Annotated in this window: 23 protein-coding genes and 1 tRNA gene; 8 read left to right on the plus strand and 16 right to left on the minus strand. The window is 63.2% G+C overall.

Translation table 11 applies throughout. From position 1 onward, the window contains the following. Positions 1-75 precede the first annotated feature (75 nt). Positions 76-1,380 (minus strand): fumarylacetoacetase, encoded by a 1,305-nt coding sequence (gene fahA, locus ACA097_RS19245; RefSeq protein WP_371365281.1) that lies wholly within the window; start codon positions 1,378-1,380, stop codon positions 76-78. A 5-nt stretch (positions 1,381-1,385) separates the two neighbouring features. Continuing rightward, on the minus strand, positions 1,386-2,672 hold the full coding sequence (hmgA, locus tag ACA097_RS19250; protein WP_160288118.1) for a homogentisate 1,2-dioxygenase: 1,287 nt from the start codon (positions 2,670-2,672) through the stop codon (positions 1,386-1,388). A 101-nt stretch (positions 2,673-2,773) separates the two neighbouring features. Here hmgA and ACA097_RS19255 point away from each other — a divergent pair, with 101 nt between their 5' ends. Continuing rightward, positions 2,774-3,562, plus strand: a complete 789-nt coding sequence (locus ACA097_RS19255) for an IclR family transcriptional regulator (RefSeq protein WP_371365283.1) — start codon at positions 2,774-2,776, stop codon at positions 3,560-3,562. A gap of 125 nt (positions 3,563-3,687) precedes the next feature. On the opposite strand, the gene hppD is transcribed toward ACA097_RS19255, so the two are convergent. Continuing rightward, complete coding sequence (gene hppD, locus ACA097_RS19260) at positions 3,688-4,764, minus strand: 4-hydroxyphenylpyruvate dioxygenase (protein WP_371365285.1); 1,077 nt, start codon at positions 4,762-4,764, stop codon at positions 3,688-3,690. A 168-nt stretch (positions 4,765-4,932) separates the two neighbouring features. Then, positions 4,933-5,556, minus strand: coding sequence for a maleylacetoacetate isomerase (gene maiA, locus ACA097_RS19265; RefSeq protein WP_371365287.1), 624 nt, complete (start codon positions 5,554-5,556; stop codon positions 4,933-4,935). A 217-nt stretch (positions 5,557-5,773) separates the two neighbouring features. Between maiA and ACA097_RS19270 the strand changes: the two genes are divergently transcribed. The 3 genes from ACA097_RS19270 (at position 5,774) to ACA097_RS19280 (ending at position 8,272) form a co-directional block, all read left to right on the plus strand. Then, positions 5,774-6,913 (plus strand): DUF1615 domain-containing protein, encoded by a 1,140-nt coding sequence (locus ACA097_RS19270; protein WP_371365289.1) that lies wholly within the window; start codon positions 5,774-5,776, stop codon positions 6,911-6,913. Positions 6,914-7,005: 92 nt separating this feature from the next. After that, a complete protein-coding gene (locus ACA097_RS19275; protein WP_160288113.1) occupies positions 7,006-7,422 on the plus strand; it encodes an MAPEG family protein in 417 nt (138 codons plus the stop codon). Between the two features lie 85 nt (positions 7,423-7,507). Next, positions 7,508-8,272: an NAD-dependent deacylase gene (locus ACA097_RS19280; protein ID WP_371365292.1), complete on the plus strand. Its 765-nt coding sequence runs from the start codon at positions 7,508-7,510 to the stop codon at positions 8,270-8,272. 24 nt (positions 8,273-8,296) lie between these two features. On the opposite strand, the gene ACA097_RS19285 is transcribed toward ACA097_RS19280, so the two are convergent. Beyond that, a complete protein-coding gene (locus ACA097_RS19285; RefSeq protein ID WP_043254453.1) occupies positions 8,297-9,334 on the minus strand; it encodes an aldo/keto reductase in 1,038 nt (345 codons plus the stop codon). Positions 9,335-9,468: 134 nt separating this feature from the next. Continuing rightward, positions 9,469-9,906 carry an Lrp/AsnC family transcriptional regulator gene (locus ACA097_RS19290; RefSeq protein ID WP_043254447.1) on the minus strand — a complete coding sequence of 146 codons (438 nt, stop codon included), beginning with the start codon at positions 9,904-9,906 and terminating at the stop codon, positions 9,469-9,471. A 133-nt stretch (positions 9,907-10,039) separates the two neighbouring features. On the opposite strand from ACA097_RS19290, the gene ACA097_RS19295 reads away from it, so the two are divergent. Beyond that, on the plus strand, positions 10,040-10,930 hold the full coding sequence (locus ACA097_RS19295) for a DMT family transporter (protein ID WP_043254446.1): 891 nt from the start codon (positions 10,040-10,042) through the stop codon (positions 10,928-10,930). Positions 10,931-10,940: 10 nt separating this feature from the next. On the opposite strand, the gene ACA097_RS19300 is transcribed toward ACA097_RS19295, so the two are convergent. Beyond that, positions 10,941-11,903, minus strand: a complete 963-nt coding sequence (locus tag ACA097_RS19300; protein WP_043254445.1) for a sensor domain-containing diguanylate cyclase — start codon at positions 11,901-11,903, stop codon at positions 10,941-10,943. A gap of 204 nt (positions 11,904-12,107) precedes the next feature. On the opposite strand from ACA097_RS19300, the gene ACA097_RS19305 reads away from it, so the two are divergent. Beyond that, positions 12,108-12,506 carry a hypothetical protein gene (locus tag ACA097_RS19305; RefSeq protein WP_043254443.1) on the plus strand — a complete coding sequence of 133 codons (399 nt, stop codon included), beginning with the start codon at positions 12,108-12,110 and terminating at the stop codon, positions 12,504-12,506. A gap of 218 nt (positions 12,507-12,724) precedes the next feature. Here the strand turns inward: ACA097_RS19305 and ACA097_RS19310 are convergent, their stop codons facing one another. The 3 genes from ACA097_RS19310 to ACA097_RS19320 form a co-directional block, all read right to left on the minus strand. Continuing rightward, positions 12,725-13,534: a gamma-glutamyl-gamma-aminobutyrate hydrolase family protein gene (locus ACA097_RS19310; protein ID WP_043254442.1), complete on the minus strand. Its 810-nt coding sequence runs from the start codon at positions 13,532-13,534 to the stop codon at positions 12,725-12,727. A 488-nt stretch (positions 13,535-14,022) separates the two neighbouring features. After that, complete coding sequence (locus tag ACA097_RS19315) at positions 14,023-15,123, minus strand: polyamine ABC transporter substrate-binding protein (protein ID WP_043254441.1); 1,101 nt, start codon at positions 15,121-15,123, stop codon at positions 14,023-14,025. 216 nt (positions 15,124-15,339) lie between these two features. After that, positions 15,340-15,903 carry a hypothetical protein gene (locus tag ACA097_RS19320; RefSeq protein WP_371365296.1) on the minus strand — a complete coding sequence of 188 codons (564 nt, stop codon included), beginning with the start codon at positions 15,901-15,903 and terminating at the stop codon, positions 15,340-15,342. A gap of 158 nt (positions 15,904-16,061) precedes the next feature. Here ACA097_RS19320 and ACA097_RS19325 point away from each other — a divergent pair. Further along, positions 16,062-16,135: transfer RNA gene (locus ACA097_RS19325), tRNA-Gly, on the plus strand. Between the two features lie 110 nt (positions 16,136-16,245). Here the strand turns inward: ACA097_RS19325 and ACA097_RS19330 are convergent. Beyond that, complete coding sequence (locus tag ACA097_RS19330) at positions 16,246-16,407, minus strand: hypothetical protein (protein WP_371365298.1); 162 nt, start codon at positions 16,405-16,407, stop codon at positions 16,246-16,248. Positions 16,408-16,694: 287 nt separating this feature from the next. Here ACA097_RS19330 and ACA097_RS19335 point away from each other — a divergent pair, with 287 nt between their 5' ends. After that, positions 16,695-16,904: a cold-shock protein gene (locus tag ACA097_RS19335; protein WP_371365300.1), complete on the plus strand. Its 210-nt coding sequence runs from the start codon at positions 16,695-16,697 to the stop codon at positions 16,902-16,904. 366 nt (positions 16,905-17,270) lie between these two features. On the opposite strand, the gene ACA097_RS19340 is transcribed toward ACA097_RS19335, so the two are convergent. From ACA097_RS19340 to ACA097_RS19360, 5 genes are all read right to left on the minus strand, one after another. Then, complete coding sequence (locus ACA097_RS19340) at positions 17,271-18,290, minus strand: tyrosine-type recombinase/integrase (RefSeq protein ID WP_371365302.1); 1,020 nt, start codon at positions 18,288-18,290, stop codon at positions 17,271-17,273. Beyond that, complete coding sequence (locus ACA097_RS19345) at positions 18,290-19,582, minus strand: hypothetical protein (protein ID WP_371365304.1); 1,293 nt, start codon at positions 19,580-19,582, stop codon at positions 18,290-18,292. Before ACA097_RS19345 ends, ACA097_RS19340 begins: the two co-directional genes overlap by 1 nt. A gap of 142 nt (positions 19,583-19,724) precedes the next feature. Next, positions 19,725-20,912, minus strand: coding sequence for a zonular occludens toxin domain-containing protein (locus tag ACA097_RS19350; protein ID WP_371365306.1), 1,188 nt, complete (start codon positions 20,910-20,912; stop codon positions 19,725-19,727). Between the two features lie 12 nt (positions 20,913-20,924). Beyond that, entirely contained in the window at positions 20,925-21,254 is a 330-nt protein-coding gene (locus ACA097_RS19355; protein WP_371365308.1) for a DUF2523 domain-containing protein, read from the minus strand. Further along, positions 21,251-22,747: a virulence factor TspB C-terminal domain-related protein gene (locus ACA097_RS19360; RefSeq protein ID WP_371365310.1), complete on the minus strand. Its 1,497-nt coding sequence runs from the start codon at positions 22,745-22,747 to the stop codon at positions 21,251-21,253. Before ACA097_RS19360 ends, ACA097_RS19355 begins: the two co-directional genes overlap by 4 nt. Positions 22,748-22,752 lie beyond the last annotated feature (5 nt).

The raw sequence follows: 22,752 nt of genomic DNA on the forward strand, positions 1-22,752 counted from the left end.
GCTCGCGAACCGACTCCGCAGCGGGGCTGTTCGCGAGCAAGCTCGCTCCTACGAAAAGCAATGCCGGGCAGAGCTTCAACGCGCCGGCAGGATGACTCCACGGCATTCGCCGAAGCCGATGCGCGGATAACCTTCGCGCTCGCACCAGGCGCGGAAGATCACTTCGTCGCCGTCCTGCAGGAAGGTGCGCTGTTCGCCGCCGGGCAGCTCGATCGGCTGCTTGCCGCCGAAGGTGCTCTCCAGCAGGCTGCCGAACGCATCCGGTTGCGGGCCGGAGAGGGTGCCGGAGCCGAACAGGTCGCCCGGTTGCAGCTTGCAGCCGCCGACGCTGTGGTGCGCGACCATCTGCGCCACCGTCCAGTACATGTTCTGCGTGTTGCTCAGCGCCAGGCGCACGGGCGCGCTGCCGTGCTTGCGCATGGCCGGGGTCAGCAGCAGCACTTCCAGCTGGATGTCGAAGGCGCCGTGGGCCTGGTCGTTGGCGTCCATCAGGTAGGGCAGCGGCTGGGGGTCGCCTTCCGGGCGTGCCGGCTGGGCCTTGCGGAAGGGTGCGAGGGCTTCGGCGGTGACCACCCAGGGCGATACGCTGGTGGCGAAGTTCTTCGCCAGGAAGGGGCCCAGCGGCTGGTATTCCCAGGCCTGCACATCGCGCGCCGACCAGTCGTTGAGCAGGCAGTAGCCGGCCACGTGCTGCTCGGCCGCGCCGATGGCGATGGCGTCGCCCATGGCGTTGCCCTGACCGATCCAGATGCCCAGCTCCAGTTCGTAGTCCAGGCGCTTGCTCGGGCCGAAGCTCGGTGCTTCGGCGCCCGGCGCCAGGGTCTGGCCATTGGGGCGGCGCACTTCGCAGCCGGAGGCGACCACGGTGGATGCCCGGCCGTGATAGCCGATGGGCACGTGCTTGTAGTTGGGCAGCAACGGGTTGTCCGGGCGGAACAGACGGCCGACGTTGTTGGCGTGGTGGATGCCGACGTAGAAGTCGGTGTAGTCGCCCACCTGCGCCGGCAGCTGCAGCTGGCAGTCGATCTGCAGCGGCAGCAGCGAATCGCCCATCGCTTCCAGCGCGATCTGGTGCTCGCTGCCTTCGGCGAGCATCGCCTGCAGCTGTTCGCGCAAGGCGCGGCGGGGGCCGGCGCCGAGGGCGAAGAAGGCATTGAGGCTGGCGCCGCTGGCGGCTACGGCGGCGTGCTTGGCTTCGCCGATGAACAGGCCGGCATCGGCTGCCACCTTGAGGTCGAAGATGTGCTCGCCGATGGCCACGCCGCCGCGCGGCGTGCCGCCGGCCGTGCTGAACACGCCCAGGGGCAGGTTCTGCAGGGGGAAGTCGGGGTGGCCGTTGGCGGAGGCGATCCAGCTCTTGCGGGTGTCTGCCTGGGTCATGTCGATCAGTTCCTCTGGAAGGTCTTGGCCATGCCGCTCCAGCAGGCGTCGTAGTCGCGCTGCAGCTGCGGGCTCTCGAGAGCGTAGCGGCTCGGGCGGAGCACGCGGCCGGTCTCGAACATGAAGGCCATGGTGTTTTCGATCTTGTGCGGCGCGAGCTCGACGGCGATGGCCTGCACGGTGCTGGCGTTGTCCGGGCCGTGGGCGCTCATGCAATTGTGCAGCGAGGCGCCGCCCGGGGCGAAGCCGTCGGCCTTGGCATCGTAGGCACCGAGCAGCAGGCCCATGAATTCGTTCATCAGGTTGCGGTGGAACCACGGCGGACGGAAGGTCTTCTCGGCCACCATCCAGCGCGGCGGGAAGATCACGAAGTCGACGTTGGCCATGCCGTGGGTGTCGCTGGGCGAGGTCAGCACGGTGAAGATCGACGGGTCCGGGTGGTCGTAGCTGACCGTGCCGATCGTGTTGAACAGGCGCAGGTCGTACTTGTAGGGCACGTGGTTGCCGTGCCAGGCCACTACGTCCAGCGGCGAGTGGTCCAGTTCGCAGGCCCAGAGCTCGCCGAGGAACTTCTGCACCAGCTGCACGGGGGCGTCGATGTCTTCGTAGTGCGCCACCGGGGCGAGGAAGTCGCGCGGGTTGGCCAGGCCGTTGCTGCCGATCGGGCCGAGGTCGGGGATGCGCAGCGCGGCGCCGTGGTTCTCGCAGATGTAGCCGCTGGCCGTGGCGTCGAGCAGTTCGACGCGGAACTTCATGCCGCGCGGGATCACCGCGATTTCCAGGGGCTCGATGTCGAGCAGCCCGAGTTCGGTGGCCAGGCGCAGGCGGCCTTGTTGCGGGACGATCAGCAGCTCGCCGTCGGCGTCGAAGAACACCCGGTCCATCGAGCGGTTGGCACGGTACAGGTGCACGCTCACGCCGCTGGCCTGCTCGGCATCGGCGGTGGCGGCGAGGGTCAGCAGTCCGTCGAGGAAGTCGGTGGGCTCGGCCGGCACTTCATGCGGGTTCCAGCGCAGGCGGTTGGGGTTCACCGGGCCGATCTCGCGGCCGGGGATCTGCCGCGCCAGGCGCTCGAAACGCGGGTGCGCGGCGGACGGGCGGATGCGGTACAGCCAGGTGCGCCGGGCCTCGCTGCGCGGCACGGTGAAGGCGGTGCCGGAGAGTTGCTCGGCATAGAGGCCGAAAGGCACCCGCTGCGGCGAGTTCTGCCCGTGGGGCAGGGCGCCGGGAATGGCCTCGCTGCTGAACTGGTTGTTGAAGCCGGGCAGGTAGGTGAGGGATTCGACGGGCATGGCGACCTCGTTGTTTTTGTAATCGAATTACGAATAACGTAATTTGAACCGGGAAAGGGGTCAAGCTATAACAGCGCCTCCATTGCCTACCGAGTGATTGCATGGCCATCTCCAGGGACACCGGCGACGCGCCGAAACGCCAGAAAGTTCAGGCCGCCGAAGTCGGCACGGACATCCTCAAGGGCCTCGCCGACCTGGCCCCGGCGACCTCGCTGTCGCGCCTGGCCGAGCACGTCGGCATGCCCGCGGCCAAGGTTCACCGCTACCTGCAGGCGCTGATCGCCAGCGGCTTCGCCGAGCAGGACGCGGCCACCAACCACTACGCGCTCGGCCCGGAGGCGCTGTTCGTCGGTCTCGCCGCCATCGGCCGCCTCGATGTGGTGCGCGCCGCCACGCCGCATCTGAGCGCGCTGCGCGACGAGCTCAACGAAACCTGCTTCCTCGCCGTGTGGGGCAACAAGGGCCCGACCGTGGTCCAGGTCGAACAGCCGCTGCGCGCCGTGACCCTCGTCACCCGCGTGGGCTCGGTGCTGCCGCTGCTCGGTTCGTCCACCGGCCTGGTGTTCAACGCCTACCTGCCCGACGGCGAAACCACGCCGTTGCGTGCGGAGGAGGCGGGCATGCCCGGCGCTCTCGATGACGACGAACTGCATAAGCAGACGGCAGAAATCCGCGCGACCGGCCTGCACCATGTGCATGGCCTGCTGATGCCGGGCGTGAACGCGCTGTCGGCGCCGGTATTCGCCGTGGGCGAACAGCTCGCAGGCGTGGTGACGGTCGTGGGCGCGGCCAGCGCCTTCCGCGCCGAGACCCAGGGCCGCGCGGCGGAACTGCTCAAGGAGGCTGCTGCAGCCATTACCGCGCGCATGGCCGGGACCCGACCGGCGTAAAACTGCGGTGCCTTGTAGGAGCGCGCCATGCGCGCGAATCGCGGCCATGGGCCGCTCCTACAGGTGGTGTGTTTCCCCGTAGGAGCGGATCGCATCCGCGAACCGGCCGGCAGGCCGGCCCGGCGTTACTTGGTTTCGAGAACGCCGCGGCGGATCTGGTCGCGCTCGATCGACTCGAACAGCGCCTTGAAGTTGCCCTCGCCGAAACCGTCGTCGCCCTTGCGCTGGATGAACTCGAAGAACACCGGGCCCATCAGGGTTTCCGAGAAAATCTGCAGCAGCAGGCGACGGCTGCCGCCCTCGGAGGTGCCGTCGAGGAGGATGCCGCGGCTGCGCAGCTCTTCCACCGGTTCGCCGTGGTTGGGCAGGCGTTCTTCGAGCATCTCGTAGTAGGTTTGCGGCGGCGCGGTCATGAAGCGCGTGCCCATGCCTTTCAGCGCGTCCCAGGTCTTGAGCAGGTCGTCGGTGAGGAAGGCCACGTGCTGGATGCCCTCGCCGTTGAACTGCATGAGGAACTCCTCGATCTGCCCGGCGCCCTTGGAGGACTCCTCGTTCAGCGGGATGCGGATCATGCCGTCCGGCGCGGTCATGGCCTTGGAGGTCAGGCCGGTGTACTCGCCCTTGATGTCGAAGTAGCGGATCTCGCGGAAGTTGAAGAGCTTCTCGTAGAAGTCCGCCCAGTAGGCCATGCGCCCGCGGTACACGTTGTGGGTCAGGTGGTCGATGATCTTCAGCCCGGCCCCCTTCGGATGGCGGTCGACACCCTCGATGAACTCGAAGTCGATGTCGTAGATCGACGAGCCTTCGCCGAAGCGGTCGATCAGGTACAGCGGCGCGCCGCCGATGCCCTTGATCGCCGGCAGGCGCAGTTCCATCGGGCCGGTGGGGATGTCCACCGGCTGCGCGCCCAGCTCCAGGGCGCGGGCGTAGGCCTGGTGCGCATTCTTCACGCGGAAGGCCATGCCGCACACCGAGGGGCCGTGTTCGGCGGCGAAGTACGCGGCCAGGCTCTTCGGCTCGTTGTTGAGGATCAGGTTGATCTCGCCCTGGCGATACAGGTGCACGTCCTTCGAGCGGTGGGTAGCTACCTTGGTGAAGCCGAGGCTGGCGAAGATCGGTTCCAGCACGCCGGGGACGGGGGATGCGAATTCGATGAACTCGAAGCCCATCAGGCCCATTGGGTTTTCAAAAAGGTCTGCCATGTTGTGTTCCTCGCGGTGGACGCGCGCTCGCGCGTCCGGGATTCGTAAAGTCGTGGGGTGTCTCAGCAACGTGGCTGGCGCGGTGGCGAGCAGGGTACGCCGCGTACGCTGCGGGCGAGGAAATCGCCGATGGTGACTTTGAATCCGAGGCTTTGCATGGTGCGCTCCTCAGGCCGGCTTGTCGGCCTGGGCGTCGGGGTGGGCCTGGCGGAACGCCGGATGCTCCAGCGCCAGACGCTCTACCCGAAGTATGCGCGGGAATGCCGCGAGGTCCACATTGAAGCGGCGGGCGGCGTACAGCTGCGGGAGCAGGTAGACGTCGGCCAGGCCGGGTTGGCCGAAACAGAACCCATCGTCGCCGATCAGCGCTTCCACGGCGGCGAGGCCCTCGCCGATCCAATGGGCGATCCACTGGTTGACGCCTGTTTCGTCGATGCCCAGGCCGCGCAGGCGGTTGAGCACGGCGACGTTGTGCAGCGGATGGATATCGCAGCCGATCAGCGCGGCCACGGCACGCTGGTGCGCGCGCTGCAGCGGATCGCGCGGCAGCAGGGCGGGCTCGGGGAAGCGTTCTTCCAGGTATTCGATGATCGCCGGCGACTGGATCAGCAACTCGCCGTCGACGCGCAGCGCCGGCACGCGGCCTTGCGGGTTGATGGCGCGGTAGGCGTCCTGGCGGTGCTCGCCCTGCAGCAGGTTCACCGGCAGGTGCCGGGCGTCCAGCCCCTTCAGCGCCAGGGCGATGCGCACCCGGTAGGAGGAGGTGGAGCGGTAGTAGGTGTAGAGATCCATGGACCTTGGCTCGCAGGCTGCGCATCCGTCGTTGCGGGTGCTGTTGTTTTCGTAATCTTTTTACACTCTGCGTAATTTTTCGCGAATCGGCAAGCTCTGCTTGACCGACTGGCGCCGTGAACAGGAGCGTAGCCGCGCCGGCTGCAGGTGGCGATTCGACCTGTGTCCGGCTAACGCTTAGGATGCCCGGGCCGTATCTAGAAGGAGTCCGCCGCCGATGTCCCCTGTCCTCGTTTCGCCTGGCTTGCCAAGCGCCAATCGCTTGCTGCGCGACACCCTGGCCCTGGGCGCCGTGCTGCTCGTGCTGGCAGGCTGCAGCTCGCAATCGACGCGCCAGGCCGCCGAGCCGACGCCCGCCGAAGTCCGCGCCAGCCTCGTGCGCCTGCTGCCGGCCACGGTCAAGGACCGGCAGGGCTGGGCGACCGATATCCAGGTGGCTTTCGCCGCCCAGAAGATCAAGCCGAGCACGCAGAACCTCTGCTCGGTGATCGCGGTGGCCGAGCAGGAGTCCAACCTGCAGGCCGACCCGCAGGTCCCCAACCTTGGCGGCATCGCCCGAAGTGAAATGCAGCGCCGCGCGTCGGCTGTGCACGTTCCGAACTTCATGCTCGATGCCGCGCTGGCGCTGAAGTCGCCGGACGGACGCAGCTACAGCCAGCGCCTGGACAAGGCGCGCAGCGAACGCGAGCTGAGCGCGATCTTCGACGATTTCATCGGCATGGTGCCGCTTGGTCAGCAGCTGTTCGGCCGCTTCAACCCGGTGCATACCGGCGGGCCCATGCAGGTGAGCGTGGCCTTCGCCGAGGAACACGCCGCGGGCTATCCCTATCCGCTCAAGGGCAGCATCCGCCAGGAGGTCTTCAGCCGGCGCGGCGGGCTCTACTTCGGCACCGCCCACCTGCTCGGCTATCCGGTGGACTACCCGCAACCGCTGTACCGCTTCGCCGACTACAACGCCGGCTGGTACGCCAGTCGTAACGCGGCCTTCCAACGTGCGGTGAGCCTCGCCAGCGGCATTGCGCTGACCCTGGACGGCGACCTGATCCGCTACGACAGCAGCGCCGCTGGCGCCACCGAACTGGCTGCGCGCAGCCTGGGCAAGCGCCTGGACATGAGCGACAGCGAGATTCGTCGCGCGCTGGAGCAGGGCGAACGCCCCGAGTTCAGCGAGTCGCGGCTGTATGCGAAGGTCTTCGCCTTGGCGGAGAAGGCCGAAGGCAAGCCGCTGCCACGGGCGATCCTGCCAGGCATCACGCTGCACAGCCCGAAGATCACCCGCAACCTGACCACCGCCTGGTTCGCCCAGCGCGTGGACGAGCGTTACCAGCGCTGCCTGGCGCGGGCGGGGAAGGGCTGACGGTTCGGCGAAAGTACGGCTAGAGCAAATGCTCTAAATTCTCTACAGTCACGGGGCTTCTCCTCCATCAAAACAACAAAAGGAGTTTCCCCATGTCTCTCAGCGCAAGCGCAGTCGCCTTGCTCGGCCTGGTCGCCTGGACCCTGCTGCTGGTCTTCCTGCTGGTCAATCTGCGCGGCCTGCTGGTTATGTCCGGGCGCATGGCGGTCAATGCCTTCGCTGCCGACGGCAGCAATACACCTGGCCTTGGCCAGCGCCTGGCGCGCGCCCATGCCAACTGCGTGGAGAATGTGCCGCTGTTCGCAGCCGCGCTGCTCTACGCGATGGTTACCGGGCAGACCCAGATCACCGATCCGCTGGCGCCGCTGCTGTTGGGCGCGCGAATCTTCCAGTCGCTGATGCACCTGATCAGCACTTCGCCGCTGTTCGTCTGGCTGCGTTTCGCCGGCTTCCTGGCACAACTGGTGATCCTCGCCTGGTGGCTGCTGCGACTCGCCGGATGGGTCTGACATCTCCGTAGGCGCAAGCCGCATTGCCCCACCCGGTGCGCGCCGCGAATAATGCCGGGCTCATTCCTCAGCCAAGGTGCCAGGCATGTCCGCGACCTTCCCCCACGTTCTTCTCGATGCCCTGCGTACGACTCGCCACCTGGTGGTGTTTACCGGAGCCGGCGTTTCCGCCGAAAGCGGCATCCCTACCTTCCGCGACGCCCTGAGCGGGCTCTGGGAGCGCTTCGATCCAGCGCAGCTGGCTACCCCCGAAGCCTTCGCAGAGGACCCGGCGCTGGTCTGGGGCTGGTATGAATGGCGGCGCATGAAGGTGCTGGCGGCGCAGCCCAACCTCGCGCACCACGCCATCGCCGAACTGGAGACCTGCGTGCCGCGCCTGACGCTGGTGACACAGAACGTCGACGACCTCCACGAGCGCGCCGGCAGCACTGAAGTCATCCATCTCCACGGCAGCCTGCACCAGCCGCGCTGTGTGGCCTGCAGCATGCCCCACGGCACTTTGTCGAGTGCTCCGGGCGAGCCCGAAGAAGGTCGCCGCCTGGAGCCGCCGCGTTGCCTGCACTGCGGGGAGCGCGTGCGGCCGGGCGTGGTCTGGTTCGGTGAAATGCTGCCGGAATCGGCACTGCAGACAGCCTTCGAAGCAGCGCAGGACTGCGACTGCCTGCTGTCCATCGGCACCTCCGGCGTGGTCCAGCCAGCGGCGATGGTCCCGCAACTGGCTGCCGAAAGCGGCGCCGTGGTTGCCCACGTCAATCCACAGCCGGTGAGCGTGCACGGGCCGCGCGAGTTCAGCCTGGAAGGGCCGGCCGGGGTGGTCCTGCCGGCGCTGCTCGACGCGGCCTTCCAGTAAGGGTCAGGCGCGTCCGGCTTCGGCTCAACCGCGCAGCTGGCCGCGCCGGTACTCGCCCTGGCGTTCGAGCATCCAGCCGGGGTATTCGGCCGGCAGCGCGCTGACTGCATCTAGTGTGGCCAGCTCCTCGGCGCTCAGTTGCACCTGGGTGGCAGCAAGGTTGTCCTGCAGTTGCTCCAGGCGCTTGGCGCCGATGATCACGCTGGTCACTACCTCCTGGTGCAACAGCCAGGCGAGGGCGACTTGCGCCACCGTCACGCCCTTGGCCTCGGCGATGCCACGCATGGCGTCGATGCAGTCATAGGCGCGCTCGCGATTCACCGGCGGGAAGTCGAACTGGCTGCGCCGGCTGTCGGCCCCGGCGTCCAGGCCGCGTCCGTACTTGCCGCTGAGCAGCCCGCCGGCCAGGGGGCTCCAGACCATCAGGCCGACCTTCTCGCTGCGCAGCAGCGGCACCAGCTCGCGCTCCAGGTCGCGCCCGGCGAGGCTGTAGTAGGCCTGCAGCGATTCGAAGCGAGCCAGGCCCAGGCGCTCGGCAGTGCCCAATGCCTTCATGATCTGCCATGCCGCCCAGTTGGAAACACCGACGTAGCGCACCAGGCCCTGGCGCACCAGGTCGTCGAGGGCGCGCAGGGTTTCCTCGATTGGCGTCGCCGGGTCGAAGCCGTGCACCTGGTAGAGGTCGATGTGGTCGAGTTGCAGACGCTCCAGGCTGGCCTGTACCCCACCTGCGATGTGGTAGCGCGACAGGCCGCGGGAGTTGGCGCCGCGGGTGCCGGTTTCGCCGAACACCTTGGTGGCGACCACCACGTCCTCGCGGGCCACGCCGAGGTTCTTCAGGGCCTGGCCGGTGATCTGCTCGGAGCGGCCTTCGGAGTAGACGTCGGCGGTGTCGATGAAGTTGATGCCGGCCGCCAGGGCGGTAGAGATCAACTGCTCGGCCTCGGCCTGCTGCAGCTTGCCGATCTGGCTCCAGAGCTGGCCTTCGCCGCCGAAGGTCATGGTGCCCAGGCACAGTTCCGAGACGAACAGGCCGGTGTTGCCGAACTTTCTATAGCGCATGGAGCGATCCTCGGGATGGGCAGTGGAAGGCGCCGCTCCGCCGGGGGCGGCGAACGTCGTCCAGTATGGTTGCAGCGGCCGAAAAGGACGGCGCTCGATGCTGCCGGATTCTTGCCCGATCCTGTCGCGGCGCTTCAGGTCATCGGTGGCAGGCGGCGCTTGACCGGGGTTTTCTTGACGATGGCGGTGTTGGTCTCGGCCTGGCCGTTGAGGCGGTCGAGCAGGGCGTCGAGCTGCTCCATGTCGCGCACGCAGAGACGGGCGACGAAGCAGTCGTCGCCGGTGATCTTGTCGCACTCGGTGAACTCGGGGATCGACTGGATCAGCCGCTCCACTTCATGCAGCCGGCCCGGCAGCGGGCGCACGCGGACGATGGCCTGGAGCAGATAGCCGAAGGCCTTCGGGTCGATTTCCAGGGTGTACCCGCGGATCACCCCGCGCTCCTCCAGCTTGCGCAGGCGCTCGCCGACGCTGGGGGCGGAGAGGCCGCTGACCTGCGCCAGGGCCTTGAGCGACAGGCGCGAGTCATCCATCAGGGCGGCGATCAGCAGTTGGTCGATTTCGTCGGTCATGGTGCGCTCGTAAGGTGAAGTGCGTGAGTTGCCTTGATAGTAAAGGTGAGTCTGCAGATACGCCTATGTAATGCGATAGAAGGCTGTCGCGCGCCTTGGCATCCTGTAGGCACATCCTGCTGGAGACCTTCCCATGGACAAGTCGATTCAACGCGGCACGCTGGAGATGACCGCGGCAATGCTGATCTGCGGCACCATCGGCTGGCTGGTGCTGATCTCCGGGCAACCGGTGCTGGACGTAGTGTTCTGGCGCTGCGTGTTCGGCGCCGTCACCCTGCTCGCCGCCTGCGCGCTGCTCGGGCTGCTGCGCCCGGGCGTGCTGAGCCTGGCGAGCTTCGGCCTGGCGCTGCTCAGCGGCGTGGCCATCGTCGGCAACTGGGTGCTGCTGTTCGCTTCCTATTCGCGCGCGTCCATTTCCATCGGCACCGCCGTGTACAACACCCAGCCCTTCATGCTGGTGCTGCTGGCGGCGTTGTTCCTCGGCGAGAAACTCAGCGCGCGCAAACTCGGCTGGCTGGCGCTGTCCTTCGTTGGCATGCTCGCCATCGTCAGCGCCCATGGCGGCGCGGGGCAGGGCAGCGACTACCTGGGCGGCATCCTCCTGGCCCTGGGCGCGGCCTTCCTCTATGCGCTGGCGGCCCTGATCATCAAGCGCCTGCAGGGCGTGCCGCCGCACCTGATCGCGCTGATCCAGGTGTGCACCGGCGTACTCCTGCTGGCGCCTTGGACCAACCTGAGCACGCTGCCGCAACAGCCATCGGCCTGGGCCAGCCTGGCGACACTGGGCATCATCCACACCGGGCTGATGTACATCCTGCTCTACGGAGCCATCCAGAAGCTGCCGACCACGCTGACCGGCGCGCTCTCCTTCATCTACCCGGTCTCGGCGATCCTGGTCGACTGGGTCGTGTTCGGCCATCGCCTGGGCCTGGTGCAGTGGCTCGGCGTGGCCGCCATCCTGCTGGCGGCGGCCGGGATGCAGCGCGGCTGGGGACTCCCGAAAGTGCGCTGGGCGTGGCGTTGAGGCGGGCGCCTCAAACCTGCTCGGCCAGTTGCTCGGCGTTGCCCCAGCAGGCGGCTTCCAGGCGGTTACGGCCGTTCTGCTTCGCCTTGTAGAGCAGGCGGTCGACCTGTTCGATGAAGTCCAGCGCTCGTTCGCCATGACGGGGCTGGATGGTGCCGACGCCGAGGCTGATGGTCAGCAGCGAGGCGATGGCGGACTTCTCGTGGGGAATGCAGCGTTCGCGCAGCAGGGCCCGGCAGTGTTCGGCGACCAGGATGGCCGACTCCCCGGAGGTCTCCGGCAGGATCAGCACGAACTCCTCGCCGCCGAAACGGCCGACGAAATCGCGCGGCCGGCTGACCGCCTGCTGCAGGACCTGGCCGACGCTACGCAGGCATTCATCGCCCTGGATGTGGCCGTAGTGGTCGTTGTATTGCTTGAAATAATCGATATCCAGCAGCACCAGGGACAACGGCTGGCCGCTGCGCTGCGCGCTGGCCCATTCGGTCTGCAGCACAGAGTCGAACATGCGCCGGTTGGCGATGCCGGTGAGGCCGTCCTTGAAGGAAAACTCCTCCAGCTGTTTCTGTAGCTGAAGCAGTTGCTGCTCGGTTCGCTTGCGTTCGCTGATATCGAACATGAAGCCGATCAGTGCCAGCACCTCGCCGTTGGCATCGCGTTGCACATGCACCACGTCGCGGATCCACACGTAGTCGCCGTCGGCGGTGAGCGCGCGATAGTCGGCCTCGTGGTCGGTGCCGGCCTGGGACTGCGAGACGCAGAAGGCCACCACAGCGTCGCGGTCCTCCGGATGCATGCGCTCCGCCCAGTCGTTCACGCCGACCCAGCTGGACTGGCTCCAACCCAGCAACTGCTCGATCTGCGGGCCGATGTAGGCGAAGGTCATGGTCTTCCAGTCGATCTTCCAGGGGATCGCCCGGGTGGATTCCAGCAGGGTCTTGTAGACGTCGTTATCGCTTGGGGCGTCTTGCATTGTCGTCTCCGATGGAGAGGGCGGGGCGCGTGCGTGCGATCCTTCAGGCGCAATAATCCGTGTACGGTTAACGGCAGCATGGATGATGGCTGAAGGCCATTTATCCGGAATCCTACTGGCAGCGGAGACTTTTCTATCGCATTCACCGGAATTTTTCCTACGCCAAGCACTCCAAACCGCACCAAAGACCGTCCCGAGGAAAAGATGAACTACAAGTTGCTGCCCCTGATCGCCGCCGCGGTGCTGCTCAGCGCCTGTGGCGCAAAGAAGGATGCTGAGGCTTGCGTCAGCAAGGACATGCGCGACCAGTTGGTGAAGGTGTTCACCGATGGCCCGTTGCAGGGGCGTGCTTCACTGCTCAAGGATGCCGAACTGAGCGAGGGCGCCGTGACCGAGAAGGACGGGGAGAGCGGCGTGCTCAACTGCGTGGCGACTTTCAAGGTACCGGTCGGCCAGCAGGTGGTGCAGGGACCGTTGGAGTTCCGCATCGCGCCGGCGGCCAAGTCCGATCACGACTACCTGCTGCTGTTCACCAAGAGCGACCGCGCCATGGCCTTGGCCGAGCGCATCCAGCGGGTGTTCCCCAACGCACCCGCCCAGTAAGGTTCTGCTGTAGTAGTCGCAACCGTCTTTAGGGCCAGTCCTATTCCGACCAGCGCAAACCCTGTTCGCGGGAGTGACAGCTGGGAGTGGCTTCTCCTGCGTCATCCCCGCGAACGCGGGGACCCAGAAGACAACGCAGGCGTTCCCCTCGCAGCTACACAAAAGACAGGCAAGAAAAAGCCCGACCAATGCCGGGCTTTTTCATTTCAGGCTCTCGCTCAGGCAGCGTTGCCGTAGCGGGCCTGCTTCTTCTTTACCTGCTGGCGGCAAGCGTCGCCAAAGGCCTCGAAGATCTTCACCGAATCGGGGTTCTTCGCCGCCTGCCATTCCGGGTGCCATTGCACCGCGAAGAGGAAGGGCGAAATGCTCGGTGCGTGGATCGCTTCGACCAGGCCGTCTTCGGCGTGGGCGATGGCTTCGATGCCCTTGCCGAGGGTCTTCAGGCCCTGGCCGTGCAGCGAGTTGACCTGGATGGTGTCGCTCTGCAGCAGCTTGTGCAGCCAGGTGTTGGCAGCTACTTGCACGCTGTGCGCCGGCGCGTACTGCACATCCACCGGATCTTCCGGGTTCTCCCGGTGATCGTTGAAGCCAGGCTCGGCGTAGAGCTTCTGGTACATGTCGCCGCCCAGCGCCACGTTGATTTCCTGCATGCCGCGGCAGATGCCGAAGATCGGCAGGCCACGGGCAATCGCGGCTTTGATCAGGGGCAGGTCGAACAGGTCGCGGTTCTTGTCCTGGCCCTTCTCGGGGGTGGCGTTTTCCTGACCGTAGAGGGTCGGGTCGATATTGCTGCCGGCACCGGTGAGGTACACGCCGTCAGCCATGTCGAGGTATTGCTCGAGATCTTCGGTACCGCAGCAGGTCGGTACCAGGACCGGCACGCACCCGGCGATTTCGGCGAGGGGAGTGATGTACTTGTGGGTCATCACTTGGTAGTCGTGACCCTTGCGTTCCTGGTAGCCCATGGACATCAGGACGACGGGTTTACGGAGTTTCTGATTCTTATTGCCAATGTTGCTGTTGGACATATGTCACCTTGAGACAGGCGCGGCCTGTCGTTTCTGTGCAGGCGCGACCGGCGGGACGCTACCTGGGGTTCCGAGCACTGCCGCAAACGGGACCTAGGAAGCCCGAATACGGTCGAAACCTGTCCACCAGCCTGCCAGAGCCGTAAAATATGTCAAACAATTTCGGTTTGGATCGTCAAAAATAATGGCCGAACCGAGCACGCGGTTATGTCGTAAAGTGCTGATTTTTAAGTTTAAAAATGTAATGCCGATAAAAATCGGTCCATTATTTTTGACGACTCACCCTGGTTCATGAAAATTATACTGAACATTTTCACGGAGTCGGCGGCAACCGCGTCCTTGAGCGGGCGGTGTGTTCGGGAATATCGAACAGGGTTCGCGAAGGGGAATGCAGAAATAAAACGCCCGCCCCGTTCGTTGTGCGAAAGCGGGGCGGGCGTTTTGGATTTGCACCTTCCTGGTGCGATTTGCGTCCTGCGTGGAGCGGATTACTTGCCGGTCTTGATGGTGGTCCAGGTACGGGTCATCAGACGCTGGGTGTTCGCCGGCAGGCCCGGGAAGGCGTACAGCTTCTTCATCACCGCTTCGCTCGGGTAGATGCCCGGGTCATTGCGGATTTCCTCGTTCACCAGCGGAGTGGCGGCGGAGTTGCCGTTGGGGTAGGAGATGGCGTTGCTGATCTCGGCGATCACCTTCGGATCAAGCAGGAAGTTCAGCCACTGCAGCGCGCCTTCCTTGTTCTCGGCATCCTTCGGAATGGCAACGGTATCGAAGAAGGCGCCAGCGCCTTCCTTCGGAATGTTGTACAGCACTTTCACGTTGTTCTTCGCTTCCACGGCGCGAGCCTTGGCCTGGTAGACGTCGCCGGAATAGCCGATGGCGACGCAGATGTTGCCGTTGGCGAGGTCGGAGATGTACTTCGAGGAGTGGAAATAGGTGATGTACGGACGGATCTTCAGGAACAGACCCTCAGCTTCCTTGATCTGCTTCGGATCGTTGGTGTCGGTCTTGTAGCCCAGGTAGTGCAGGGCCGCCGGCAGCATCTCGGTCGGCGAGTCGAGGAAGCTCACGCCGCACTGCTTCAGCTTCTCGATGTTCTCGGGCTTGAACACCAGGTCCCAGGAGTCGACTGGCGCATTGTCGCCCAGCACGGCCTTGACCTTGTCCGGGTTGTAGCCGATGCCGATGGTGCCCCACATGTACGGGATCGCATACTTGTTGCCCGGGTCGCTGACTTCCAGGGTCTTCATCAGATCCGGGTTGAGGTTCTTCCAGTTCGGCAGCTTGGACTTATCCAGCGGCATGTAGACGCCGGCCTTGATCTGCTTGGCGAGGAAGTTGTTCGACGGAACCACCACGTCGTAGCCCGACTTGCCGGCCAGCAGCTTGGCTTCCAGCACTTCGTTGCTGTCATAGACGTCGTAGACGACCTTGATTCCGGTGGCCTTGGAGAACTCATCGACCGTGTTCGGGGCGATGTAGTCCGACCAGTTGTACACGTGCAGCACTTTGTTGTCCGCCTGCGCCATACCAGCCACAGCGCCCGCCAGAGAAACAGCGAGCAGGGTCTTGCCGAAGGTCTTGAACATGCGTGTAGCTCCGTTTTTTTTAATGCTTGCGGAAGTGTCTGGACTGCCGCGCTGTGGAACAGCAAAAAGCATTCCGGATAATAGCCGTCCGCCATATGTCGGCAATCGGCCTTTACCATTTCTTGACCTAGAGCAGATCAGGTGCAGTGCGGCTACGGAGCGCCCGGCGGAATGCCGGCACGGCGTGTTACAAGGAGTACCGTCGTACCAGAGGCGTCAGTCGAGGCGGTAACGCGCCAGGTCCTGGGCGGAGAGCAGGCGCACCTGCCCTGGGGTAATGGACGACATGTCGTCCAGGAGGCTCTGCGCGACATTCATTTCGCGCAGATAAGCCGCCGGGCTGTAGCGACCGGCGCGCTCGTCCTGCCAGGAGTCGCCGCCAGGGAAGTAGGGGCGATGCAGGCCGACGTAACCGCGTACCCGCCGCGAATGCCCGGCAGCGAGCACGTAGACGCAGGTGCCCTGGCAAACGCCATGGCTAGGGACCCAGGTGTCGAACCCGGTCTCGCGCAGCAGCCGGCCGATCTTGATCGCCTCGTCCTGGTTGCCGCCGATGCAGTCGAGCAGGGCGATCTTGCGCGAGAACTTACCGGGGTTGTCCTTCAGCCCACGCATCAGCAATTCGTAGTCGCCCACGGCGATGTCTTCGGTGATGCGCACCGCCAGCGTCGGTCCGAGCGAAGGGTTCTGCACCGGCTTGACCTCGACCCGCGCCAAGGCCGCTGCCGAACACAGCAGACCCAACCCCAACGCGGCAGCACGCATGGCAGAACGGCTCATCACCTGTCTCACTCGAATCCGAAAATCGAAAGCGCTCGAAGATACCTGCCCAAGCCGTATTTGGCACGACCCATAAGGGGAGGGGAGAGGCAGTATGCGAAGCGGCAGCGGCCAAGGCTTCACTAAGCCCAAGCCTTCTGGTAAAAAGGCACCCCCAAGCGGGCGTCGTATAATGGCATTACCTGAGCTTCCCAAGCTCATGACGAGGGTTCGATTCCCTTCGCCCGCTCCAGAACACCCTGCCAAGCCCCTGAAATGCCTAGCGTTTCGGGGGCTTTGCTTTTGGGGGGATGGAAAGGTGTCGAAAAAGTGTCGAAGGATCAACGCAACGTTGGGTTCAAATCAGGCTTCGGGCTTTTTCTCAGGGGACTTCGTCCAAAGCGGCGGACGCTTGTAGCCAGTCTTACCAGCTGGAACCTTCTGAATTTCTCCCCCTTGGGATAAAAATAATTCAGTTTTCGCGTTTATCTCCGATCGTGCACTATCTAACAGTTCGTTGGACATGTTTTTACCCTTTCATGACGGGTGGCAAAATTAGCAGCCCTCTTGAATATACAGGTTTTGTCCATGTATCTGGTGGAAATGCGGACCATCTATCCGAATAATCAGTGATTGAGCGAAATATCTATCAATTCATCCGCGCGGCGGTATTCTACGAATCTGCCTGCTTGGTCTAGCGGCCCCGTCTTGATGTTCTCTAGTTGACTTTCATCTCCTCGGCACCTCTTCACTTCGCATTCAGTCAGTCTCAGTCCTGACGACTGGGTATTCCTGCTTTGGAGAAAAACATCATGGCTAGTCGCCAAACCGGTACCGTCAAATGGTTCAACACAGTGAAGGGCTTCGGCTTCATCACCCCTGAAAATGGTCCAGACGTCTTCGTGCACTATCATGAGATCGAGTCGAGTGGCTTTAAAAGCCTGGAGGAAGGCCAGCGAGTAAGCTTCCTGGTGGCTCCCGGGGCCAAAGGACTTCAGGCCGAGCAAGTACAAATTCTGTAATCGGTCTAAGTGGGGAAAACCCGTAATTCACACATTGCGGGTTTTTTTATACGAAAAGGTGAGGAGTAAATCAGTTGCTATAAATTTGAATAGAGAGGATGGTTGAGAAATTTCATGTCCGAGCCTTGGCGGAATTGCCCGCCACCGTTCGGTCGTCAACCGAGGTTGATATGAATGACGAACGATTCAATCGGGGGTTGAGCATCGCTTGTTGCTGCTTATCTCTGGCAATGGATGACCTTGAAATTGCAGAGAAAAAAACTGAACCCAACGACGCGCTGGAAAGAATTCAAGAAATAATTCGCCACGTCGAGAGCTGCTTGTTGATACTGGAATCTCTGCAAAAGTATCGAGCTTTGGCTGTAGTTAAAGTCGATACGTTGCACTAGAAGCAGGCGAAGTTTCCCCTGAAAGCGGATTGAGCCGCACAGCTTCAGACAAATGGTCTTTAGACAAATGTGCGTAGCGCATCGTCATCGACAGTGACGCATGCCCCAGGATGTGCTGCAAAGTCACGATGTGACCGCCGTTCATGATGAAGTGACTGGCGAAGGTGTGGCGTAGCACATGACTGGCTTGGCCCCTTGGTAGCTTGATCGAGGTGGACAACAACACCAGCCGGAACACGCCAAGGCAATTCGTGAAAGGGCCGTGAGTCTTCCAGTGCTGGCGAATATCTTTGGCCAATTGCTCCGAGATCGGCACCGACCGAACACGTTTTGACTTCGTGTTAGCAAACACCACCGTGTTGCCCTTGAGCCGTTCCGGTGTCAGGGCCTGAGCTTCACCCCAACGCGAACCAGTAGCTAGGCAGAGGCGGGCGACCATCTTCGGATGAGGCGACGTTTCGCGTGCGTCGAGCGCTGCGAGCAGCTCTGAAACCTGATGCTTGGTCAGGTAGGTGAGGGGCTTTTCCTGAAGCTTCAGCGGACGCATCCTGCCGATGGGGTTCTCGTAGTCGATGACACCCAGTTGCCGCAGTTCATTGAATATGGACTTGAGGTAGCCCAGCCGGTTGTTTGCTGACTTGCCCGACATGCCTTGGCTGATCTGCTTGGTTCGCAGGCGAGCCACTTTCGCCGGGTCCAGATTCGCCGCCACTGGGTTGCCGAGGTCTTGCGCTACCAGCCGCAGAATCGCGACACAGCGGTGGCCGTTAGCCAACGTCTGCCCATGCAACTCATACCAGAGTTCGACCAGCTCGGAGAGCTGTCGACGATCCTTTGGCTTGATGCTCCAGCCTGGATTTTCAGCGCATTTCTGGCGCGCCGTGGCCTCAAAATGTTGCGCCTCGGCCTTGGTCTTGAAGCGTTTGCGGAAACGCTTGCCCTTGATCGGTTCGACATCAACGAACCAGCGACCATCGGGGAGCTTGGTGATGCTCATTACACCGCGTATCCCTTCTTGAGGTATCGGTCGCACATGAGCCGGTGTATGTGCCGTTCGAATTCCTTCAGAGTCCAACCCTTGCTCAGGTAGTGGTCTTCGATCACGTGCCAGAACTCCAATTTACGGGCGGACTCGATGGCCTTTTTTGCCGGTATCCGCTCCCGGGCAATCAGGCTAATGAACTGGCCGAGGAACATCTCGCAGTTACGACCAGAGAAGCCTTGCGCGGTCTTGTAGTAGCGCCGGTATTCGGTGCGCTCGATGAGCGGATCGGCTTCGACCTGGACCCGCACGTCCTGGCTGATAAGGGACCAGAACGGATCGAAGGTGGTGCGCGATTCCAATAGCCGGAAATTCTCGCAGGCGTATTGCCAGAGCCCTTGCAGATGCGGACACAGCCCCTCGTAGGTTCTGCAGCCAATCACCTCACCAGAGGACAGCGTGGAGCCCTGCGCGAACTGCTCCACCACCGAATGGTGGAAACGAAATTCCAGGCGCCACACGGTTTCCAGCGGGTTATAGGCGGGTTCGCCATCGCCGAAGGGATCGCCGTTCAGTGTGGCCCACACGCTTTGCCAGTAATCGAGCTTGTCGGTAGCCCGTGCCTGCAAGGTCTTGTTGTAGATGCACAGTTGCACGCCGGTTGCCGAACCGAACATGTACGTTTCACCACGGCCATACACCGAGGCGTTGCCGTCAAACTCGATGCGTTGAATCCCGCTGATCTGGCGCACGCGGTGGGCGCGGCAATGCATGCGGTCCACCAGATCGGCGGGAGGCGTCCAGCCCTGCACGTCCAGGGCGATATGGACGGCGCACTGGTTGGCTTCACAGGCGGTCAGGACAGCGGCGGCGAGGTCGTCGAGCATACCTTGCAGGATGCGCGGGTCGGCGCCATCCAGGGCGTGCGGCGAGATTTCGAACTTGAGATGTGGCCCGATGTTTTCGAGCTTCACGTTGTGGTTCTTGATGAGCAGGATGATGCCGAGGTCTGCGTTCTGCAGCCGGAACTGATAGCCCGAATCCCGACCGATACGGCCCTTCATCCATTCATAGCCCGCGAACTCTACGAGGTCGTCTTTCTCGTCGAAGATGGCCATGACCTCGGGACGAATCAGCCCGTTGTAGAGCTGGCGAACGGTGTCCACGCCACAGCGCAGGAAGCGCACGCCGGACAAATCGGTCCACTTCACGGTTTTATCGTTGAAGAACAAACGCCCTTCGGGCGACTCGAAAACTTGGCCGTCCGGTTTCATCACGACGCGGACTTGATGGGTCGGTTTACTCATTTCTCAAACACTCCGAATAGCAACGAATCGAAACGGGACTAGGTGAGCTTTCTGACGTGTTACAGGGACGTCGACCGCTCCGGCTGGCCGGTTTGCGGTGGGGCTCCTCCGTCGCCTCCAACCGCAAAACGGAGCCAGCCGGCTACCACAGGAATTCCCCTTTCTCGTGCGGGATGATCGTCACCCTTGGCCCGTTGATTTCGCCGTTGCTGGCCTGCTGCTGGGCGGGGTCGGGGATTGGCTGGACCGGCACCGGTTGCTGCGCCACGCGCGACTCAGGCCCTGTGCCTCGGTCGGGGATGGTTGGATCGAAATAGCCGTTCCTGGCCACGCTCAGGCAGAAGTCGAATGAGGTGGCGAACTTGCTCGCCTGCTGCGTGTAGCACTGGCAGGACGTGCCGTCCCGTACCGTCTCCGGCGGGCGGCGTTCCACCAAGCGCGGATCACTGGTGGACAGGCAGTAGATGCGAGGTCGACTGACGGGTGTGCTCAGTTGGTCGTACAACGGCGCCGAGGCTGGAAAGTCAGGAATCCTTGGCTTGCGGTCGGCGATGTACTGCTCGGGTGTCGTGGCCTTCGGTGCGTCGGCGCCGCCGCTGGGATTGATGAGGGAGCCGACCATGGACTTGGCCTGATCAACCACGCCCTTGTCTTCGCCGGGCTTGCTCGGGGCAGTGGCTTCCGCCGGCTTGGTCCCCTGCTGGTAGCGCTCATAGGCGCGGTACACCATGAACGCCGCGCCCAGGATCACCGCCAGCGCCAAAATCATCTTCTTCGGCGGTTTGAAGGCGAAGTGGTGCTTGGCCTGGGTACTGGTGTAAACGCCGAAGTACTTCTTATCGAGCTTGAGGACGGTCTTGTCGGCGTCCTTGAAGCTGGTCTTTTTCTCGACGTTCTCGATCACCACCTCCGATTCAAAGCGGAGGAGCTGCTGCGACTTGAAGACCCGCCAGTAGTGGATGTGGCCGTTGCACAGGCGCCTCAGGTGGACGTCGATGTAGCGCGGGTCTTGGGTCACGAGATGCACTTCGTGACCCTGATGGCGCATGGTCTCGAAGCGGGTGATGTGTTCCGGCGGGCGGTTGCGCGGGTCGCGCACGCCGAACCAGCCTTGCGATTCATCGACGACGATGATGGCGTCGTGCGGCAGCTCGTACCACTTAAGCGGGTCATCAAACTCGAACCAGGCCGCGTCGAGCTTCTCCGGCTTGAGGCCTGCGACGTTGTGGAAGTACACGACGCGACCTTCCGCCTTCGCCTTGGCATCGACTTCGCGGATGGTGTTGAGGGTCTTGCCGTGGCCGGGTTTGCCGGTGCGGATATAGAGCATGGCCGGTCCCCCTTAGGCGTCGATGTAGTCGCGGCCCGGCGGATTCCACACCTGCCGACGGAGACGGTCCTGCGCCTTCAGCCATCCGGCCATCAGGGCGCGGGTGGTGACGGCGGCGAGGTACATATTGATCGCCACATCGATCTTCGCGAGGCCGAGGATTTGCTGCACCGGGACGGCGACGCTTCCCATCTCGGCCATCAGGTAGCTGCGCGCCTGATCGATGAGCAGGTTGAAGCCGACGTAGCTGACAACGGCGAAGCCAATGGCGCGCAGCACCATCTTCACGATGGGCACCGCGATGATTAGGAGCATCTGGACGATAAAGGCGTATTGCATCATTCACCTCCGAGGGAACGACCGACGTAGAGCACGCAGAAACACCCGACCGCGATGACAATCAGGTAGCCAAGGTCAGTGGCGAGGGAGCACAGCGGCCCATAGGTCAGCGTGAAGGTGCGACCGCCGCCGGTTTGCAGGGAGAAGGACTTGTCCGCCGGACAAGCCGCAGGCAGGAAGCGCGTGCCTTGGTTGATAAAGGACGGAATCTGGATTTCGCTGCTGTCGTCGATCTCGAATTTCTGGCCGGTGACAGCGGCTTTGATTTCGTCCTTGTGCTTGTCGTAGTCGTTCTGCTTTTCGTAGGCGCAGCGCAGGGCCTTGTCTTGGGTCAGGACCGCGCAATCGATGGCGTCGCCCGAGCAGGAGAGCGGTACGTCGCATTCGCTACCAGCGGCCTCGCGCTCGGGCTTCTCCTCTTCCGGCTTGTCTTCGTCCGGCTTCTGCTGCGGGTCGCCCTGGTCGGTAGTCGTTTCCTGGCCGGTCTGCACACCATCTTGCGTGGTGGTCTTGGTGGTGACGGTGTCGTAGTCGAAGTAGGTATCGCCGTAGCGAATGTTGTAGGTGGTCCCGGTGGTGGTGGCCGTGCTGCCCAGCGTGCCGTCCGGACGGTTGTAGGTGCCAGTGGTGGTTTGCTTCGGACCTTGGACCGAGGTGGGGCCACTGATGATGGCCTTCGACTGCTTCTGCAGATCGTCGTAGCAAGCCTGCGGATTCAGCGTGCCGTAGGAGCCGCCACAGGTGTCCATTAATAGCGTTTTCAGCCAATCAGCAGATTGTGCAGCCACCCACGGATCAAGCGCGGCCCAATCCGAATCAGTCAGGTCGAGCTTGGAGGTCTGAATATCCGCAATGGATATCGCTTTAGCCGCCGACTGCTGCCAACCATTGGTGGTCGGGTAATAGCCATTGGCTGTTTGCGTGCAGTTATTGGGTGCCTGCGTATAACCGCTTGGAATCCCGCCATACTGCGTAACGATCACGGCGTAGGTAACGCCTTCATAGACCGTGATGTTGATCTTGTTGAGTGTCTGGGCAATAGGCAGGTTGAAGCAGATCTGAGAGGGCGCAAAGGTGAAATGCCCGTTGACTGGCTTGGCGTCCACGTTCTCCTGTTTACGCTGCAACTTCGTGTTGTCGTCCGACATCACCCAACCAACGCCGGCGACTGCACCAGAGACAGCGGCACTGAGCATCAGCTGACCGGCGTTGGTTTTTAGACCGGACTTCAACTTCCCAACCAAACCGCCGACAGGGACTGTCACCTTAGGCTTGATCGTGACCGGAGTTTTAACCGACGCCGACCCGAGCCAACCTTTGCGCTCGGCCTCCATCAGGAGCTGTTGATTCGACTTCGATGGGACATAGCCAGTGATCGAGCCGGTGGCGGCGGTATAGCCGGGACCGGCCTTGATGTACGGATCGACTTGCACGCGCTCAGTGGCGAGCGCCGGGAGCGCGAGAGCAACGAGGGCAAGGGCGAGGTAACGGCGCATGGTCA

Source organism: Pseudomonas sp. QL9 (genome assembly GCF_041409665.1).
Taxonomy (GTDB): Bacteria; Pseudomonadota; Gammaproteobacteria; order Pseudomonadales; family Pseudomonadaceae; genus Pseudomonas; species Pseudomonas knackmussii.